Raw genomic sequence first — 15,352 nt, 5'->3', positions numbered from 1 at the left:
GGGCGGCTATCAGATCCGTCCGAGCACAACCAGAATGATGACAATGACAAGAACCAGCCCCAGACCACCGCCGCCATAGTAGCCCGTGCCGTAGAACGGCCCGCCGCCCAAGCCACTGAAGCCGCCCAGCAGGGCAAGGATAAGAATGATTATAAGAATTGTGCCGAGACCCATGGACTTTTCCTCTTTCTGAAGCGCGAACCCAGCGCCGTTATGACCAAGTCAACTCGCAAGCGGCACGCATGTTCCGCTCACCTCCGGGCCGATGCTATTCAGGACTGGCCGAGTGAGCCGACACCATTGGCTGCCCGGGGTTGGCCTCAAGTTTGATGGGAACCAAAAACATAAGCGCGATGGCGATCGCGATCGAGGCGATGAGGGTAGCGGTGCTGAATACGTCTTTCACGTTCCCATCCTTTAATATTCAGAGATGCTGAACAACGTCTTCGCCAAGTCTCCTGTTCCACTTGACCTTCGTGGAACCATTCTCCCGTCCGCAACGTTTGAGGCAGCCCGATCTGGGCAACCTTGGGATAAAACGGAGGCAGGCATATGGGCGCATCGGTTCTCATCGGCATATTGATCACCTTCCTGGTGGTGATCCTGGTGCTCTACCTCGTGCAACGGCTGCCGCTCGATGCCCGCGCGCGGCAGATCGCGCAGATCATCGTCATCATCATCGGCATCATTTCTCTGCTCAAATATCTTGCGGTGTTCTAGCCGCGATCCATATTCGGCACTCGGAAACGTCAAAAACCTGGTGTCCCATGAGACCCCCGTCGATCGCACTTACCGCAGGCAAGATATTGCTGGGCGGCACAATGTTGTGCGCCGCGAGCGTTGCCTATGCCCGGCCAGATACGCGCGCCATGACTTGCGCGCAGACGCAGGCGCTGATCAAAAGCGACCATGCCGTGGTCTTGACCACGGGTCCAGACACCTATGACCGGTTCGTCCGGCAATTCGGCAATGAGTGCGACTGGCCGGAAGTGCCTGTCTCGACGACGGTTCCGACCAAAGGCGGCGAGTGCCGCGTCTATCGGTGCGAGGAGCCGATCAACTTTCCCGATTGACCGATGCTTCTTGCGCGCCGGCGCGGAACCATTGCAACCTCCTGCGGGTTTTAGCAGCCAGCAGCGGGACTTGCCGGGCGCGAGAGAAACGCGGCTCCATGCACAACCGCAGGAGGAACGGCAATGCCTGAAATCGCGCGCAGCGGCAGTTGCCTGTGTGGCGGCGTGCAGTTCCGCGTCAATGGCGAGCCACTCCGGGTCGGCCTCTGTCACTGCAAGGACTGCCGCAAGACAAGCGGATCGGCGTTCCATGCCTACGCCGTATGGCCGCTAAGAGCGTTCGAAACCACCGGCATCACCAGCAACTATGGCGCTCGGAGTTTTTGCCCCACCTGCGGAAGCCGCGTTCCTTTCGTCGGCGATGACGAGGCCGAGGTCACGATCGGCAGCCTGGACATTGCTCCGACTGAAGGGCTGATGCCGAGCTACGAGCTGTGGATCGGACGCCGCGAGCCCTGGTTGCAAGCCCTCCCCGCGGCGCGGCAATTCGAGCATGACCGGATCGCCGATGATTCGACGGCAGGCGCTGGAGCCGGACCGGAGCCACTGCAAAGTTCGGCCTAGGTTGAGTTCTTGGCGGACTTTTAGTCAGAACGATAATCTTCGGTCCACCGGTGCCTCCGGCACGTCCGGAAAAACGCCCGGCCGTGGGCCGATATGCTCGGGCTTTCTGGAAGTTTCGCATTTTCAACCACCGGTCGGTTTGCCGGCCAATCAGCTGACGTTAGCGTTGTGGGATGCGGCGAACATGAGGCCGCAAGCCGGCCTGGTTCCAGACAGCAGCACGCAAAGAATTTTATCCGTTTTACAAAATATAAGAATTTTCAGTCATGTTTCTTGCGGAAATACACCTCCGGGATTGTTTTGCCTGCTTGCCCGCTGCGCTTGCCATGTGAAATACCAAGCTGCAGTTGCGTTACCAAAGTGAAAATTCTTTCGGCTCAAGAAATTTTCTCTTCGCCCTCTTTCTGATTATATCAAATATGACATCCCGAAATGCCATTGGCAGCAAGCCTTATGACTTCCGGCCTTGTACAAAAGGCCATCTTTGTTTCTTTCATTTTTTGCTACATAGTGCTGCCGAATCTTGAAACCGGACGGGGCGGTTTTCATGACATCGGCGCCTGAACACGGCCGCAACATGCATATGCGGTATCCACCGATCGACGGGTTCTGGACCTGGGACATCAAGCGCGACCGTGTCTATGGCGATGCCAATCTTTCAGATTATTTCGGTCTGACACTCGATGAGTTCTCCCACGGCGCCTCACTTGAACGATGCATGCAAAGCATCGATAAGGACGACCGCTCAAGGGTTCGGCTGGCTATCCGCAAGGCCGTGGAGCGCAGGGCCGGCTTCAGGGAGGTCTATAGGGTCCATTCCGAAAAGATGGGATTGCGCAAGATCCTGGCCGTCGGCCAATGTTGCGTTGACGGGGCGGGCGAGGCAGCGCTCTATCCCGGCTGGTTCGTCGATTTGACGAACGAGGCCGCGTGCGAAGAGCGGGCGCTGCGCGAGATCCGCAACCATGTCGGGCAAGCCAAGGACCTAGCGCGATCGATCGGACACGACCTGATGTCCTATCTCCTGGACAATGTCGAGGAAGAGGTCGAGCAGCGGCTTGGCGCAAGGCTGGGGAGGCGAAGATCGTCTTGAAGCGGCTTTCGCCGATTGTTTGCGGATCAGCTTCGCTTGCCGCGCCTGCCGACTTCAGCCGCGACCATACGCGCGAAATGCGACTGGGGCGATCGGCGCTCGATGAGCTTGGCCCGTTCCAGGGCCGCATCGCCGTAAAATTCGATCAGCACGCCGGCGGCCTTGGCGGCGTCGGCCCTCAACCGGCCGAAATCCGCCTGCCCGCTCTCGCTCAAGGGCTCGCTCCTGGCAATCACGTCAAGCATGGCTTGCAACTTGTCAGGAGTGCTGCCCTCGTCTTCGTGCATGGTCGCCATCCGATTGGGCGCGTAAAATATCGACATTTCCGCGCAATGTCCAACAGGTTCGTTGATCGGGCATCAGTGCAACCGAGTACAGCTTCGCCGCGAGCGTGGTGACAATGTTCGTACAAGCATAGTGAGCCAAACTTACCGCACAGACATTTGGGGGCATCCATGGACCAGCCTAGCAAAATGGAAAACCTGCAGTTTGCGCAGGGGATCTTGCGAGAACTTCGCCAGAAGGCGGAGGCCGATGGCGAGAAGCTTCTGACCTATCTGATCGACATGGCCTATCTCGAAGCCAGCGACCGCATCCGCGCCCACTGGATCGGCAGCCACGAACACGAAGGCCGCCGCGCCAAGGGCTGAGGTTTGCCCGCCCGAGACGGCGGCCGGAACGCAAAAAGCCCGCCATGCCTTCCGGCACGGCGGGCGGATCAAAGCGCGTAAGGCTGTATGAAACAGCCTGGCCTCTGACTATGACGCGGCCGCCTGTTGGCGGACCGGAAGCTTCCAGCCCGGCCGCGCGAAATGGCAGGTGTAGCCGTTGGGATAGCGCTCGAGATAGTCCTGATGCTCGGGCTCCGCTTCCCAGAAAGGCCCGACCGGGGCGAGTTCGGTGACGACCTTGCCAGGCCACAGGCCGGACGCGTCGACGTCGGCTATCATGTCCTCGGCGATCCGCTTCTGTTCATCGCTGGTGTAGAAAATCGCCGAGCGGTAGCTCATGCCGATATCGTTGCCCTGGCGGTTCCTTGTCGTCGGATCGTGGATCTGGAAGAAGAATTCGAGCAATGTGCGAAAGCTTGTCCTGGCCGGATCGAAGTTGATCTCGATCGCCTCGGCGTGGGTGCCGTGGTTGCGGTAGGTGGCGTTCGGTACATCGCCGCCGCTGTAGCCCACTCGCGTTGAGATCACGCCGGGCAGGCGCCGGATCAGATCCTGCATGCCCCAGAAGCAGCCGCCCGCAAGGACCGCGCGTTCGGTGGAAGAAGCCATGTCACACCTCCTTTGGATTGCTCCATAGATAGGCGTTGCGGCCGGGTTCTTCCAGCGGTTCGAGCGGCTAATCGCTGACACCGGCATCGAAGTATCCGGCGTGGACGGTCTGCCCCTGTCTGTTTCGAAAATATATGCTTGCACGGCTTCGACGCCGTCGCGATCACGAATCCGGCGTTTGCCTGAATCTCCGCACCATCACCTCGAAGACGATATCCGAAAACTGCCCGAGACTGTTTTGATTGGCATCGACACTTTCGGAGAAATCCTTGGGCAGCAGCGTCAGCACGACCTTCAGATACTGCTCGGGTTTTTCGGCCCGCACCGCGGCGATGACGCCGGCGCCATGGGCGCGGAAATCGGCGCGAAGGGCTGCCGCGAAATCGTCGACGAGCGTTTTTCGCGGGCGCTTCGGGCGAGTGGCCAGAGCGGCCCCGGCTTGGGGGCCCTTCGGCTTTCGGCTTGCCCGCTTCGCGCCGGCGCGGCGCCTGCTTTCGTCAGCCATGGGTGGCCGCTTGCGATGGCGCGGCTTTCGCCGCCTTGACCTTGCGGACCTTGCGCGCTGGTTTCCTGCGTGGCCTGGCGCTGGCCTGCTTGGCGGTCCGGGCTTCGGCGGCCGGCGCGGCCATTGCTTTCAGCTTCGCCGTCACCGCGCGGACGGAGGACGGGCCGAGGTCCTGGCGCGGAAAACCAAAACCGGCGACGGCCTCATCAGGGCCACCGCGAACCATGCCGATGCGCACGCCTGGCGCGACCTGCACGACACGGCCTGAGCCGCGCGGCAGGCTTGCGCCTTCGAATTCGCCGATGGCGCTGACGATCTCGGCGCCGTCATCGGCGGTGACGATGGTGGCATAGCGTGGCATCTGGGCCTCAGGCAAAAATGTTGAAAGCGCCGCAGGACAGAGAGGGCGCCCGCCAGCGCTTCGAAGGAATGGATGGCGCGAAAAACAAAAAACCCGCCGGGCGGCGGGTCGTTGGCGCAAATCAGCACCATGGACAAAATAGTAGCATAGCTGCCTTCACCGGGCAATAGCTTCTAGGTACATTTTCCTAATTATGTCTTTGACACCACAAGCTCTGGTGCTAGTATCCGCTGACTATGGAGGTCCCCATGTCTGGCGCGCCCGAGAAGGAAATTGAGATTACCGATGAGATGGCTGACGCAGGCGGAAAGCTGGTCGACGGCTTCAATCCTGAGTTTGATCTTCCTTGGGTAGTGGCGGCTGAGGTTTATCGAACCATGGAACGTATTCGTGTCGCTTCATGTGATCGCGGATCACTTCCGCAGCAAGGTTCGAAAGGTCAGCCGACGCCCAAGTGAACCAATTGCTGGATGAGGTTTATCCTGGCGCTGAGGTTTTTGATTTGCGAGGTCACGGCTTCAGCCTGTCGATTGTGAACCGCAAGCAAGAGAGCAATGGCGTGATCCACTTTCGCTTCAAGGGTTCCGAAAGCTATGACGAATTGTCCGATGGGCTCCCAAAAGGGCTGTTCGTAACCCAGTATGACATCCCAATGATCCGGTGTATCTTCCTCGGGCATTACGCCACCCAACGTTGAAGGGTTTTCATCGTGGCAAAGAACACGACAGCGGCAAATGAGACCTACGGCGACAACGAAGCGGAAGCGCGCTTCCGGCGACTGCTTAAATCTGCCGTGAATACGCCTCCCGCTCCGTTAAAGAGCTTGGCACCGATTGGTGTGCCGGCGCAACAGAAGAAGCGCGGCAGGAAGCCTAGCGCTTCTTCTTCGGATGCTTCTTCCGCCAGCGCAAAAAGCGCAAGGCGCGGTGACGGAGAACCGGACTAGTCAGGCCGCCGATAGGTGAGGCGCTTGCCGGGAGCGCCAGCAATGGCAGCCAGCGTGCGGGCTTCATCCTCGACGCCGAGCGCCGAGCGATGGTTGTAGCGGAAATCGAATTCCGACAGGTAGCGGTGAAGGTGCTTTTCAGCGCAATGCTGGTAGACGCCGCGCATACCGCGCTTGAACACTGAAAACACGTTCTCGACCGTATTGGTGTGGATGGTGCGCTCGCCTTCATAGCGAACGTATTCACCAGCGGAATGCTTGACGGTAGCGTGTTCCGCAAAAAGCTGATCGGCATCGCCATAGAGGCGGCTTTCGTCGGTGTAGAGATAGCTTTCGCGGGCCACGTTCTCGGCCACGATTTTGGTGACGGCTTCCTTGTCGGCGACGGCGGCATAGAACGAGCGCACAGAGCCGCCACGCTCCACTAAGGCGATGATCGGGCGCTTGCCGGCAAGGCCGCGCTTGCCGCGAATGGTGGTCTTGCCAAGGCGCTTGTCGTCGCGATGTCCGTAGTAGGTTTCGTCGGCTTCAACGATCTGGCCTTCACCGCCGAGCGGGCCGAACGTGCCGTCGGCGCGCATCGCTTCGCGGATGCGATGCGCCATGAACCACGCCGCCTTGTAGGTGATCTTCAAGGTGCGGTGGAGTTGGTGAGCGGAAACGCCCTTCTTTGACGATGCCATGAGGTAGAAGCCCTGCAACCACTTGTGCAGCGGGATATGCGAGGACTCCATCACGCTGTTCGTGGTGACGCTGAAATCCTTGCGGCATTCCGGCTCGCCGCAACGGTAGACGGTCGCTCCGCACTTCTGGGTGCGCTTGGTGGCGTAGGAGCGGCCAACGGTTCCGCAGTGCGGGCAAGAGCGCTCGGAAGGCCAACGGACTTCTTCGAGCAGCCTGCGGGCGGCTTCGTCATCGTGAAAATGCGGTGCTGCGAACATGGCTGCAATCCCCTCTTGCAGCTCATACTATCCTTAGCGTTTGTGGTGTCAAGGATATAATTATGTACATTTTCCTACATTCGTCAAAATCGCAGCGCCCGGCGCGCCACACCCATAAATTGAAACGCCGGGCCAGATTACAACAAATTTTGTCGGAACCAACCTTGGTCCGACGGGTTCCATCCTTAGTCGCAACGTGACGGACGACCGTCTCGCAACAGAGGAGAAAGATCATGCTTACGAAGATTCTTGCAGCTTCGGCGCTGACCATCGGCCTCGCCACGGCGGCGATGGCTCAGAGCGCCGGCACGGCCGGAAATGAGGGTGGCGGCAGCGGCCAGACCATTACCGTGGAGCCGAAGACGCCGGCCAGCCCGTCGCCCGACCAGGCCGCGCCGCCCGATACCGGCACGACCGGCAGTGTCACCGGCGGCGACATGAATTCAAACGCCGACAAGAACTGCCCGAGCAGTCCGCAAGGCGCGGTGGGCGATGCCAACAACAGCACCGCCGGCACGATGCAGCCGAACGTGAACGACAAGAACTGCGGCAAGTAAGGGCATCGGGCTTGCGGCACGGGGCCGTGGAGCACGCTCCGCGGCCCCGGTGTTTTGGCCGGGCGGCGCGCCCGCGGGAACAATGAGGCGTGATGGCCGTTCCAGGAGGCAAAAAGGAGAGACCGATGGCAGACAATGACACCAGCACCACCAATTCAGCCAACGGCAACGTGAAAGCCACCGCCGCGCGCAACCGTCCCGCGTCGCGTAGCAGCGCGCGTGCCACGCGTGCATCGGAAGACGCGATGAAGAAGCAGATCGCCGAGTTGAAGCGCGAGGTGAACCGTCTGAACCGCGCGCTTTCCGAACAGGCCGAGGAGGCCGCCGAGACTGCGCATGGCTGGTACCGGGGCGCGGCCGACCGCGCTTCGAACCTCTACAGCGGCGCCTCCGACCGCGCGTCGCGCGCCGCAAGCCAGTTGCGCAGCCAGGCGCACAGCGTTTCGGAAACGGTGCAGCAGAACCCGGGCACCTTCTCGACCGCGATGTTGATCGGCGGCCTGGTCGGCTTGCTGGCCGGCATGGCAATCAGCAGGAATTCCGATCCAGACCCGGACTGGCTGCATCGCTGGCACAGGTAGACATTTCCGGTCCGGCTGCACCCAGCCGCGACCGTCCAAAGTAGTGAGCGCAGGCTGCTTGCGACGGCCGCGCAGAAAGGAAGGCCGGGCTATTGCGCCCGGCCCTTTTCTTTCCAGGTCTTTTTCGTTTCAAAATTGTGCCTTGCCGCTCTCTTGCTGTGGCCGGTTGTCCCCCCGGGCTGGTCATTAGCCGGAGCTTATGGGATCATTCCCCAAGGGAATCGCGGAGAGCGGCATGGACAGACCTGCCATGGCATCCGTCTTTCGGATGCGGCATGTACCTGCAAGCATTTCGGGCGTTCGCAGCCTGGGCCGAGGCCAGGCCGATCCGATCTTCCATTCGAGACCACTCGGCGAAGCGATCCGCTTCATCGCCCAGGCCGAGGGCCAATACGACCTCAGCGCCGTCGCCGTCTTCTATGGCGACCGCCAGACGCCGCCGCTCGGCAACCGCGAGATCAGGCAGCTCTGGAGCGAATATGGCGAGCGGTGGATGGAGGCCTGAACCGCGCCGGCTTTCCCCGTCCGGATCGGAAACGCCCCTCATGCGTTCTTGAGGCGAGTTCAATGGGAGGAACGCCATGAACGTCGCCAATCTCCAGCTCGAGGGCCTGCTGATGGCTGTCGCCGCAATCAACCATGTGCTCGTCAAGAAAGGCGTGCTCGGCGTCGAGGAGATCGACATCGCGCTGCGCAAGGCCGAAGCCGGCGAGACCGGCGAGGAGCGCTCGGAGGCGATCTCGGCATCGAACCGCGACGCCATCAATTTCCCGATCCGCCTGCTCGAACTCGCCAACCAGTGCCAGCCGGAAGCGGACATGCCATCCTTCTCCAAGCTGGCCCGCATGGTCGGGCAGATGAAGGAGCCGTATAACGACCAGATGTGAGGCGATGGGAGGGCGCCTTGCCCGGAAATGCAGGCGCCGTCCCTCATCCGCCCTTCGGGCACCTTCTCCCCGTAGAACGGGGAGAAGGAAGGGTCATGCCCGGCCCGGCCAACCCTGCTTGAGCGCGAGCACGCTGCCCGGGCCGTGGACCGCGGCGTAGAGCAGGCCGGCGGCGAATGGGAAATGCGACATGAAGGCGCCGAACTCGGCCTGGTCCGCCGTCCAGTGTGACGGGCCGTGAAAGGCAAAGCCGAGGAAGACGACATAAACCGCGCCGATCAGCGCCAGCGGCGTCATGAAGGCGCCGGTCAGGAAGGCGATCACCAGCAGCGTTTCAAGGATCGCCGCGCACCAGGCGAGGAACAGGGGGAACGGGAAGCCGGCGGCGGCGATGTAGCCGGCCGTGGCGCCCATATCCATCAGCTTGAAGGCGACGCCCATGGCGAACATGGCGGCGAAGATCAGGCGGGCGACGAGAATGGCGGCGGTCTGCCAGGTCGATTGCGTTTCCACGATGTTCCTCCGGGTTTGTCTGTTGATGCCCCAAGGACGGGCGGAGGGAGATGGTTCCGACAGGGATGGGAAAATTGTTTGGAGCGCCCTCTTCCTCGCCCCTGCCGCAGGCGGGGGAGAGGTGGCGCGGCGAAGCCGCGACGGAGAGGGGGCTACGCCGGCGGCGGCAGCATGAACGCCACGCGACGAGCCCTTCCCGCCAACTCTGCGCTCTACGAAGGCCCCTCTCCGGCTACTACGCGGCCACCTCCCCCCGCTTCGCGCGGGCGAGGAAAAAGGCTCAGCCCGGATGGCTGATCGATTCCCGCACGGTGCCGTATTCGGCGCCCCAGCGATCGGTCATGTCGCAGCGTATGTCCCACAGGTCGGGGAAGAAGCGGTGGCGGGCGCCGCCTTCGAGGATTTCCACCGGCCGGCCCTTCAGCGACTTCGCGCCGAGCCCGATCGAGCGGTGGATCAGATAGAGGTGATTGGCGCGGAATTTCTGGAACAGCTCGTCGAATTCGATCAGCGCCTCGGCCACGACGTAAGCATCGCCGTGGTCGTAATGCTCGTCATAGATGTCCTGCACGGTCTGCCCGCGGCCATCGAGATAGGCATGTTTGAAGGCCCGCCAAAGATCCGGCGGCAGGCGCAGCAAAAGCTTGAAGCCCGGCGATTCCTGGCCGCTGCCATTGCCGAGCTGCAGGCGGATCTGCTGGTACTCCTTGGGCGACATGGTCTCCAGGAGATCGAGCTGCGCCGTCATCATGCGCATCAGCCAGTGGACGCGACCCATCAGCGTGACGATGCGGTGCGTGTCCTGCCTCTCCAGATAGTCGAGGACATCGACCAGCGTGTAGGCGATGAGCTTCATCCACAATTCCTCGACCTGGTGCACGATCTGGAACTGCAACTCGTCGGCGTTGACCATGTCGGCAAGCGGCTTCTGGCAGGCGAGCAGCTTGTCGCATTGCAGATAGACGCCGTAGTCGCGCATCTCGGGCGCCTCGATGCGGGCGTGGTAGTCGGATTTGTCCATGGCTCATCTCCTGGCGCGGGCATGGTTAGGCGGGCGCCAAGGATAGCGCGTTCGCGCTTGAACATTGTTCCTTTCTGTTATCCAATATTCCTGGATTGGAGCACGACACTTCGTCTTTTATGGATATTTGGAGAACGCTTCATGCTGGATATGCTCGACCGCAAGATCGTGGCGGCCCTGGAGCGCGACGCGCGCCTCTCCTTCGGCGAGCTGGCCGAGGAAGTGGGCCTGAGCAAGACGCCATGCTGGAAACGGGTGAAGGCGATGGAAGAGGCCGGCGTCATCCGCGGCTATTCCACCCGTGTCGATCCCGCTTCGATCGGCTTCGGCATCGAGGCCTTCATCCAGGTGTCGATCGACTTCGAAGTGTCGGACGCCTTCGAGGCGGCAGTGAGGAAACACCCGCTGATCCGCCGCTGCTACGCCACGACCGGCGAGGCCGACTATCTCCTGCAGATCGTCACCGTCGACATGAGGGCGCTGGACAGGATGCTGCGCGAGGAGCTTAGCCGGCTGCCAGGCGTTCGCCGCACCGTCACCTCGATGGCGATGCGCGAGATCAAGGGCGACATCTCGTTCGCCGAGGCGGCGGCGCGTGCGTCGCTTTAGGAGCTGCAAGGTGATTTGAGGCCTCGGCGGCCCTCCCCAAACCGAACCGCGGATGCGAGCCGCACGGGCACCGCACCGGACCCTGACTTTTTCTGGCATGGTCGAAGAACGCGCGCCGAACCGGTCTATAAGTCGGGATCGGGGGTATGCGGGTGGCTGATATCATCTCAAGCAGAATCGGGGCGGAGCCTGTCTTGTCGGCTGGGCGTCCGCGGTTTTTCACATCGGCGGCGAATGCCGACATCGCGCGCCCCATCTTCCCACAACTCAAAAGCAATTCGGCAGCGGTGCTGCTCGCATCGACCATGCTGCTGGCGACGGCCATGGCAACCCACGCCGCGTCGGTCCTGTCGGAGCCGCGGGACGGAGTCCACCGGTCGATGGACCCGGCTGCGCTCATCCAGGACGCCAACCGCGCTCTTCTGGCTCAGGCCGCAGGGGGCAACGGCGGGAATGGGGAGAATGGCGGCTCCGGCGGAAATGGCGGCGACGGCGGGAATGGCGGCAACGGTGGCAACGGTGGCGCCGGCAACGGCGGTTCCGGCGGGAATGGCGGCGACGGCGGCAACGGTGGCGCCGGCAATGGCGGTTCCGGCGGGAATGGCGGCGACGGCGGCAACGGTGGCACTGGCAATGGCGGCTCTGGCGGGAATGGCGGCGACGGCGGCAACGGTGGCGCCGGCAATGGTGGAACCGGCGGCAATGGCAGTTCGGGCGGCGGTGGCGGCGCCGGCCATCACAACACCGGTTCCGGTCATTCCGGCAACGTCGGTTCCTGCGGCGCTTCCTGGCGATCGTCTTGCTGACGCGGCTTGACCTTAAGGCGCGTCGCGCCGAAGCGGATCAAACGGACCTGCAGCAAGCCTTTGTTTGCGCGCGGACGGAAAACCGCTGCGCAGTTTTCCTGGGATTGCTCTACGGACCGGTGCGGTAGGCGAAGTCGTCCATCGCGGCCTGCCAGGAGTGCTGCGTCCGGATCTCGAGCCGCGTGATGCGCATGTAGTCGGCCGCGAAATAGACCGGGCCGCTTGCGGACAGCACAAGCTGATCGTCATAGGCCGGCTGGTCGCCCCGCCAGGCCTTGAGAACAAGCGTCTCGCCCTCGGCGTCGTTCCAGCCGACGCCGAAATAGGCGCCCGTGAAATCGAACGGCTTGTCGCTGAACACCTGCCCGGGGTGGCCTGAGCTGTTATAGGCGATGAATTCGCCGGACATCGTCGTGTTGATGTAACCCGGGCCGTCGGTGAAACGCTGGTGCATGGCAACGAGATTGTACCAGTCGAGCCCGCCATAGCCGGACGGAATTTCGAACACGCCCGACGTCGTCATAAGGTCGTCGAAGCCGACGACGTGCTGTCGGGGCAGCGGCTCCTCGGCGGGCCCGCCCTTGCCCGAAAACGCGGAGAGCACGACCGGCGCCTCGTCGACCACGATTTTGCGCCGTTCGGTCGCTCCGTCGGCCGAAACCTCGACCAGCCATTCGCCTGATGTCACGGGCGCGCTGAAGCGCCCATCCGGATCGACCTTGGCGGCGACGCCTACCCCGGCAGGCCCGGTGAGGGAAATTCGCGCCCCGGGAGCGGCTACGCCGCTGATCGTCAGGTCCGCGGCAAGGCCGACCGGATGCGTCGTGCGCTGCGCGATCATGTCGCCCGGCGAACCGGGAGAAGCCGTATAATCGCTTTCCTGGGATGCGTTTGCGGTGGTGACGGAAAAGCCCGGCGGAGGCACGACCCGGAACGAATAATGCCCGGGATCGACAACCTCGAGATTGCGCTGGAGAACCGACATCCGGAAGTTGGCAAAGCCGCTGACATTGGTCCATCGCATGATGGTGTCGCCATTCGGCTTGCCGAGTTCGACGGCCACATGCGACATCGGCCGGTCGCCGAGATCGTAGATCCCGTTTCTGTTGCGGTCGCGGAACACCAGGATCGATGTGTTCATCTGGCCGCCGTTGAAGGCGTCCCACGCGCGCCTGGGATAATAGTCCGCCGCGCTGCCGGCACGCGCCGAGCCGCAGACCATGGCGAGGCCGGCGGCCGCGACGACGACGGCGCCCGGGAACAACAAACCACGCTTCACGAAATTTCCCCTCTGGCAGTCGATGTCGGTCCGATCCCCTGGAGCCGCGCGATGATCCTGTCCACGGCATCCGCATCGAAATAGGCGAGATAGAGCAACGCCATGGTCGCGCTGAACGTATAGACCGGCAGCGTCAGATAGATGATGGCGTGAAAGGCCAGGCCCGGCAGGACCAGATAGCGCCTCGTCGCACGGAACGGCAGGCCGAAGGCAAGGCCATATTCGAGCGCGACCACACCGAAGGATACGACCGCGGCGGGCAAGGCAAGGCCGGCCGGGTAATCCGAACCCGCATAGAACCAGAGGAAGATCTGCTCGATCCGCGCGCCGCTCAGAAAGGCATGGTTCGACTTGTCGAAGGCGGCGAAGAAATAGAGCACCGATAGCTGCAGCACGATCAGCCGCAGCCCCCACAGATTGCCACGCTCCGCCGGCGGCGCAATGCCCATGCGCTCGGCGTGCGCCACCGCCAGGTAGCGGTCCAGCGAATAGGAGCGGCCGCATGGGGTGAGCGCGACCAGAAGTGCCGCGACGGCGAGCAGATAGGTATGGTGGTGAGTCCAGGGCTCGCGCCCAAGCTGGTGGCCGAAATAATAATACATCACCAGCCCGACCGACCCGGCCCAGACAGCGGCGGCGCGGCTCTGATAGCCGACGAACAGCAGCGTCGTCGCGACGAAGAAGTTGGCTGCCAGAAACAGGCCGATCGCCGACTGGTCCCTGTAGAGCAGCAACTCGCCGGCCCAGCGAGACCAGAACAGCATCGCCAGGCCGATGCGGATCAATGCGGAGGAGCGCGACGATCCCTCCGTATCGACCGCCCAGCCGACGAAGCGCGCCGCCACGGCGTGCGCCGAACGCCAGCTCATCCAGTCGGCGATCGCGTCAGCCGGCGCAGGCATTTTCGGCATCGGTATGGATGGTCTGCCAGCCATTGCGCGTGCCCAGCCGGGCGCGGACACGGATGTCGGCGCCCTGCCCGGCGGCCGTGCAGAGCCGCTTGACGACGGATGCCAGTTCCTCGCGGCTTTCGATCCGCTTCAGCCTGCCGTCGCGAGAAGCGCCGAGCATCTCGAACCGGTCGAGCAGGATGAGCGCGCCGTCCGGCTGGCGGATTTCGAAGGAAGCGTCGATGACGCCCAGCCCGATCGCGCTGAACATGGTCCAGGAGCGCAGCCATGGCGTCTGCACCCCGAAGATTTGATCCACGGCCGGACCGGCGATCATGAACGCGGCGATCGCCGTGAAGGCGGCCAGCCGCAAGCGTCCCGCCGACAGCCGTCCGGCAGGCTCCGCGCCTGTTCTGATCGAGATGATGTCCGCCACCCGCGCACCCCGTCGTGATCATAGACCGGATCAACGGCCGTTCCGCGACCATCCCAGAAAAAGTCAGGACGCGGCGCGGCGCGCGGGCACCCCACCCGCCTCGATGGCGAGGATCAAGGGCAAGTTCTTTTGCGGAGGCTGCGGGGTGCTCCCGAGCGGATGAGTGCTGGAGCGGAACAACGTGGATCGTGGCGAGACAGCGCGAAGGATCGCGGCCTTAGGATTTTATCGATACATCTTCGCTGGCGAACAAAGGCATAGCGTCAGCCGCCCGCGCCACCTTTTCCTTCTCCGCGTCGGCCTTGCGTTTCGGGCATTCCTCGAAATCATGGTCGCGGCCGCCGCAATAGGAGCAGCATTTGGCGGGGGTGTCGGGGTTGAACATCGAGACCATTCCCAAGAATGCACGAAAAGGTTCCCGGTTGCAGCAATTGCGTGAACGCCGCAATCACCGTCCAGCCCGATGCCCCGATACCGCAATATCAGGGGCTCGCCGCTTGCGCGGCGGGCTCCCGCTCAGTCACCGCTCACGCATGCGCGTGGGGATGACGGAAGTCCCAGACGGCCCAGGCCGATGCCGCGGCCACCAGCACGCCGAGCACGACGTGCGTGGCCATGATATGCGTGTCGGCCGCAAAGCCCAGCAGCCAGGGCGACACGATCAGCCAGAGCCCGAGGACGACGTTTACCCATTCCTCCCACTCGGCGAACACCGAAAGCGTCGCCAGCGCCAGCGCGCCGAGCAGAACGCCGACTATCCAGGCGTTCCACGCGGGCACCATCGCCGCGGTGAATCCGATGACCCAGGGTGAGATGAACAGGCAAATCGCGAGGACCAGAGTAATCCAGTCCTGGCTCTTTCTTGCTTCCATCAGTTTGCTTGCCATGACAACCTCCATGGATGAAGCTTGACCAAAGCAATTGCATTCGCGTGGACATCGCACGCTTAGCCATTGATGTAATTACGCTTCTATGAAGCTGCAAGGTGCCGACCGGGTGGACAGCCCCGC

27 protein-coding genes are annotated in these 15,352 nt (G+C 62.5%); 13 read left to right on the top strand and 14 right to left on the bottom strand.

Annotated features, from left to right (window positions below):
- Nucleotides 1-9 precede the first annotated feature (9 nt).
- Both FJ414_RS02455 and FJ414_RS31335 read right to left on the bottom strand, forming a co-directional pair.
- The gene (locus tag FJ414_RS02455; protein WP_082048942.1) at nt 10-174 is read right to left on the bottom strand and encodes a DUF3309 family protein; all 165 of its coding nucleotides are present in this window, start codon (nt 172-174) and stop codon (nt 10-12) included.
- 94 nt (nt 175-268) lie between these two features.
- Nucleotides 269-406 carry a hypothetical protein gene (locus FJ414_RS31335; RefSeq protein ID WP_181181503.1) on the bottom strand — a complete coding sequence of 46 codons (138 nt, stop codon included), beginning with the start codon at nt 404-406 and terminating at the stop codon, nt 269-271.
- A 146-nt stretch (nt 407-552) separates the two neighbouring features.
- Here FJ414_RS31335 and FJ414_RS02450 point away from each other — a divergent pair, with 146 nt between their 5' ends.
- The 4 genes from FJ414_RS02450 to FJ414_RS02435 all read left to right on the top strand — a co-directional run bounded on the left by FJ414_RS02450 (nt 553) and on the right by FJ414_RS02435 (nt 2,730).
- Entirely contained in the window at nt 553-720 is a 168-nt protein-coding gene (locus tag FJ414_RS02450; RefSeq protein WP_095819989.1) for a Thivi_2564 family membrane protein, read from the top strand.
- A 47-nt stretch (nt 721-767) separates the two neighbouring features.
- The gene (locus FJ414_RS02445) at nt 768-1,073 is read left to right on the top strand and encodes a hypothetical protein (protein WP_246672275.1); all 306 of its coding nucleotides are present in this window, start codon (nt 768-770) and stop codon (nt 1,071-1,073) included.
- 123 nt (nt 1,074-1,196) lie between these two features.
- The gene (locus FJ414_RS02440; RefSeq protein ID WP_140640977.1) at nt 1,197-1,637 is read left to right on the top strand and encodes a GFA family protein; all 441 of its coding nucleotides are present in this window, start codon (nt 1,197-1,199) and stop codon (nt 1,635-1,637) included.
- A 547-nt stretch (nt 1,638-2,184) separates the two neighbouring features.
- Nucleotides 2,185-2,730: a hypothetical protein gene (locus FJ414_RS02435; protein ID WP_140640975.1), complete on the top strand. Its 546-nt coding sequence runs from the start codon at nt 2,185-2,187 to the stop codon at nt 2,728-2,730.
- Between the two features lie 26 nt (nt 2,731-2,756).
- On the opposite strand, the gene FJ414_RS02430 is transcribed toward FJ414_RS02435, so the two are convergent.
- Entirely contained in the window at nt 2,757-3,017 is a 261-nt protein-coding gene (locus FJ414_RS02430) for a hypothetical protein (protein ID WP_140640973.1), read from the bottom strand.
- 216 nt (nt 3,018-3,233) lie between these two features.
- Here FJ414_RS02430 and FJ414_RS02425 point away from each other — a divergent pair, with 216 nt between their 5' ends.
- Nucleotides 3,234-3,380, top strand: coding sequence for a hypothetical protein (locus tag FJ414_RS02425; RefSeq protein ID WP_181180736.1), 147 nt, complete (start codon nt 3,234-3,236; stop codon nt 3,378-3,380).
- A gap of 108 nt (nt 3,381-3,488) precedes the next feature.
- Here FJ414_RS02425 and msrA read toward each other — a convergent pair whose 3' ends face one another.
- The 3 genes from msrA to FJ414_RS02410 form a co-directional block, all read right to left on the bottom strand.
- The gene (msrA, locus tag FJ414_RS02420) at nt 3,489-4,010 is read right to left on the bottom strand and encodes a peptide-methionine (S)-S-oxide reductase MsrA (protein ID WP_140640971.1); all 522 of its coding nucleotides are present in this window, start codon (nt 4,008-4,010) and stop codon (nt 3,489-3,491) included.
- Between the two features lie 163 nt (nt 4,011-4,173).
- Entirely contained in the window at nt 4,174-4,515 is a 342-nt protein-coding gene (locus FJ414_RS02415) for a hypothetical protein (protein WP_140640969.1), read from the bottom strand.
- Nucleotides 4,508-4,876: a hypothetical protein gene (locus FJ414_RS02410; RefSeq protein WP_140640967.1), complete on the bottom strand. Its 369-nt coding sequence runs from the start codon at nt 4,874-4,876 to the stop codon at nt 4,508-4,510. Before FJ414_RS02410 ends, FJ414_RS02415 begins: the two co-directional genes overlap by 8 nt.
- 248 nt (nt 4,877-5,124) lie before the next feature.
- On the opposite strand from FJ414_RS02410, the gene FJ414_RS02405 reads away from it, so the two are divergent.
- Nucleotides 5,125-5,334 carry a hypothetical protein gene (locus tag FJ414_RS02405; protein ID WP_140640965.1) on the top strand — a complete coding sequence of 70 codons (210 nt, stop codon included), beginning with the start codon at nt 5,125-5,127 and terminating at the stop codon, nt 5,332-5,334.
- A complete protein-coding gene (locus FJ414_RS02400) occupies nt 5,331-5,573 on the top strand; it encodes a hypothetical protein (RefSeq protein ID WP_140640963.1) in 243 nt (80 codons plus the stop codon). Before FJ414_RS02405 ends, FJ414_RS02400 begins: the two co-directional genes overlap by 4 nt.
- A 245-nt stretch (nt 5,574-5,818) precedes the next feature.
- Here FJ414_RS02400 and FJ414_RS02395 read toward each other — a convergent pair whose 3' ends face one another.
- Nucleotides 5,819-6,763, bottom strand: coding sequence for an IS1595 family transposase (locus tag FJ414_RS02395; protein WP_140640961.1), 945 nt, complete (start codon nt 6,761-6,763; stop codon nt 5,819-5,821).
- Nucleotides 6,764-6,996: 233 nt separating this feature from the next.
- Here FJ414_RS02395 and FJ414_RS02390 point away from each other — a divergent pair, with 233 nt between their 5' ends.
- The 4 genes from FJ414_RS02390 (at nt 6,997) to FJ414_RS02375 (ending at nt 8,788) form a co-directional block, all read left to right on the top strand.
- A complete protein-coding gene (locus FJ414_RS02390; RefSeq protein WP_140640959.1) occupies nt 6,997-7,320 on the top strand; it encodes a hypothetical protein in 324 nt (107 codons plus the stop codon).
- 125 nt (nt 7,321-7,445) lie between these two features.
- Complete coding sequence (locus FJ414_RS02385; RefSeq protein WP_226891873.1) at nt 7,446-7,901, top strand: hypothetical protein; 456 nt, start codon at nt 7,446-7,448, stop codon at nt 7,899-7,901.
- 235 nt (nt 7,902-8,136) lie between these two features.
- Nucleotides 8,137-8,406 (top strand): hypothetical protein, encoded by a 270-nt coding sequence (locus tag FJ414_RS02380; protein WP_140640957.1) that lies wholly within the window; start codon nt 8,137-8,139, stop codon nt 8,404-8,406.
- A gap of 76 nt (nt 8,407-8,482) precedes the next feature.
- Complete coding sequence (locus tag FJ414_RS02375; protein ID WP_140640955.1) at nt 8,483-8,788, top strand: hypothetical protein; 306 nt, start codon at nt 8,483-8,485, stop codon at nt 8,786-8,788.
- A 93-nt stretch (nt 8,789-8,881) separates the two neighbouring features.
- On the opposite strand, the gene FJ414_RS02370 is transcribed toward FJ414_RS02375, so the two are convergent.
- Together FJ414_RS02370 and FJ414_RS02365 are read right to left on the bottom strand one after the other, a co-directional pair.
- A complete protein-coding gene (locus FJ414_RS02370) occupies nt 8,882-9,304 on the bottom strand; it encodes a DoxX family protein (protein WP_140640953.1) in 423 nt (140 codons plus the stop codon).
- Nucleotides 9,305-9,581: 277 nt separating this feature from the next.
- Nucleotides 9,582-10,322, bottom strand: coding sequence for a tryptophan 2,3-dioxygenase family protein (locus FJ414_RS02365; protein WP_140640951.1), 741 nt, complete (start codon nt 10,320-10,322; stop codon nt 9,582-9,584).
- Nucleotides 10,323-10,463: 141 nt separating this feature from the next.
- On the opposite strand from FJ414_RS02365, the gene FJ414_RS02360 reads away from it, so the two are divergent.
- Together FJ414_RS02360 and FJ414_RS31330 are read left to right on the top strand one after the other, a co-directional pair.
- Nucleotides 10,464-10,931, top strand: coding sequence for an Lrp/AsnC family transcriptional regulator (locus tag FJ414_RS02360; RefSeq protein WP_140640949.1), 468 nt, complete (start codon nt 10,464-10,466; stop codon nt 10,929-10,931).
- 380 nt (nt 10,932-11,311) lie between these two features.
- On the top strand, nt 11,312-11,737 hold the full coding sequence (locus FJ414_RS31330; protein ID WP_181181502.1) for a hypothetical protein: 426 nt from the start codon (nt 11,312-11,314) through the stop codon (nt 11,735-11,737).
- 109 nt (nt 11,738-11,846) lie between these two features.
- Here FJ414_RS31330 and FJ414_RS02350 read toward each other — a convergent pair whose 3' ends face one another.
- The 5 genes from FJ414_RS02350 to FJ414_RS02335 form a co-directional block, all read right to left on the bottom strand.
- Nucleotides 11,847-13,016, bottom strand: a complete 1,170-nt coding sequence (locus FJ414_RS02350; protein WP_140640947.1) for an SdrD B-like domain-containing protein — start codon at nt 13,014-13,016, stop codon at nt 11,847-11,849.
- Complete coding sequence (locus FJ414_RS02345; RefSeq protein ID WP_181181501.1) at nt 13,013-13,918, bottom strand: HTTM domain-containing protein; 906 nt, start codon at nt 13,916-13,918, stop codon at nt 13,013-13,015. Before FJ414_RS02345 ends, FJ414_RS02350 begins: the two co-directional genes overlap by 4 nt.
- Nucleotides 13,902-14,342, bottom strand: coding sequence for a hypothetical protein (locus FJ414_RS02340; protein ID WP_140640943.1), 441 nt, complete (start codon nt 14,340-14,342; stop codon nt 13,902-13,904). Before FJ414_RS02340 ends, FJ414_RS02345 begins: the two co-directional genes overlap by 17 nt.
- 217 nt (nt 14,343-14,559) lie before the next feature.
- Nucleotides 14,560-14,727, bottom strand: coding sequence for a hypothetical protein (locus FJ414_RS31325; RefSeq protein WP_181181500.1), 168 nt, complete (start codon nt 14,725-14,727; stop codon nt 14,560-14,562).
- A gap of 142 nt (nt 14,728-14,869) precedes the next feature.
- The gene (locus tag FJ414_RS02335) at nt 14,870-15,229 is read right to left on the bottom strand and encodes an SPW repeat protein (RefSeq protein WP_140640941.1); all 360 of its coding nucleotides are present in this window, start codon (nt 15,227-15,229) and stop codon (nt 14,870-14,872) included.
- Between the last annotated feature and the right edge of the window lie 123 nt (nt 15,230-15,352).

The sequence above is a fragment of the Mesorhizobium sp. B3-1-6 genome (assembly GCF_006439555.1).
Taxonomy (GTDB): Bacteria; Pseudomonadota; Alphaproteobacteria; order Rhizobiales; family Rhizobiaceae; genus Mesorhizobium.
This window is presented reverse-complemented; position numbering and strand designations above follow the sequence as displayed.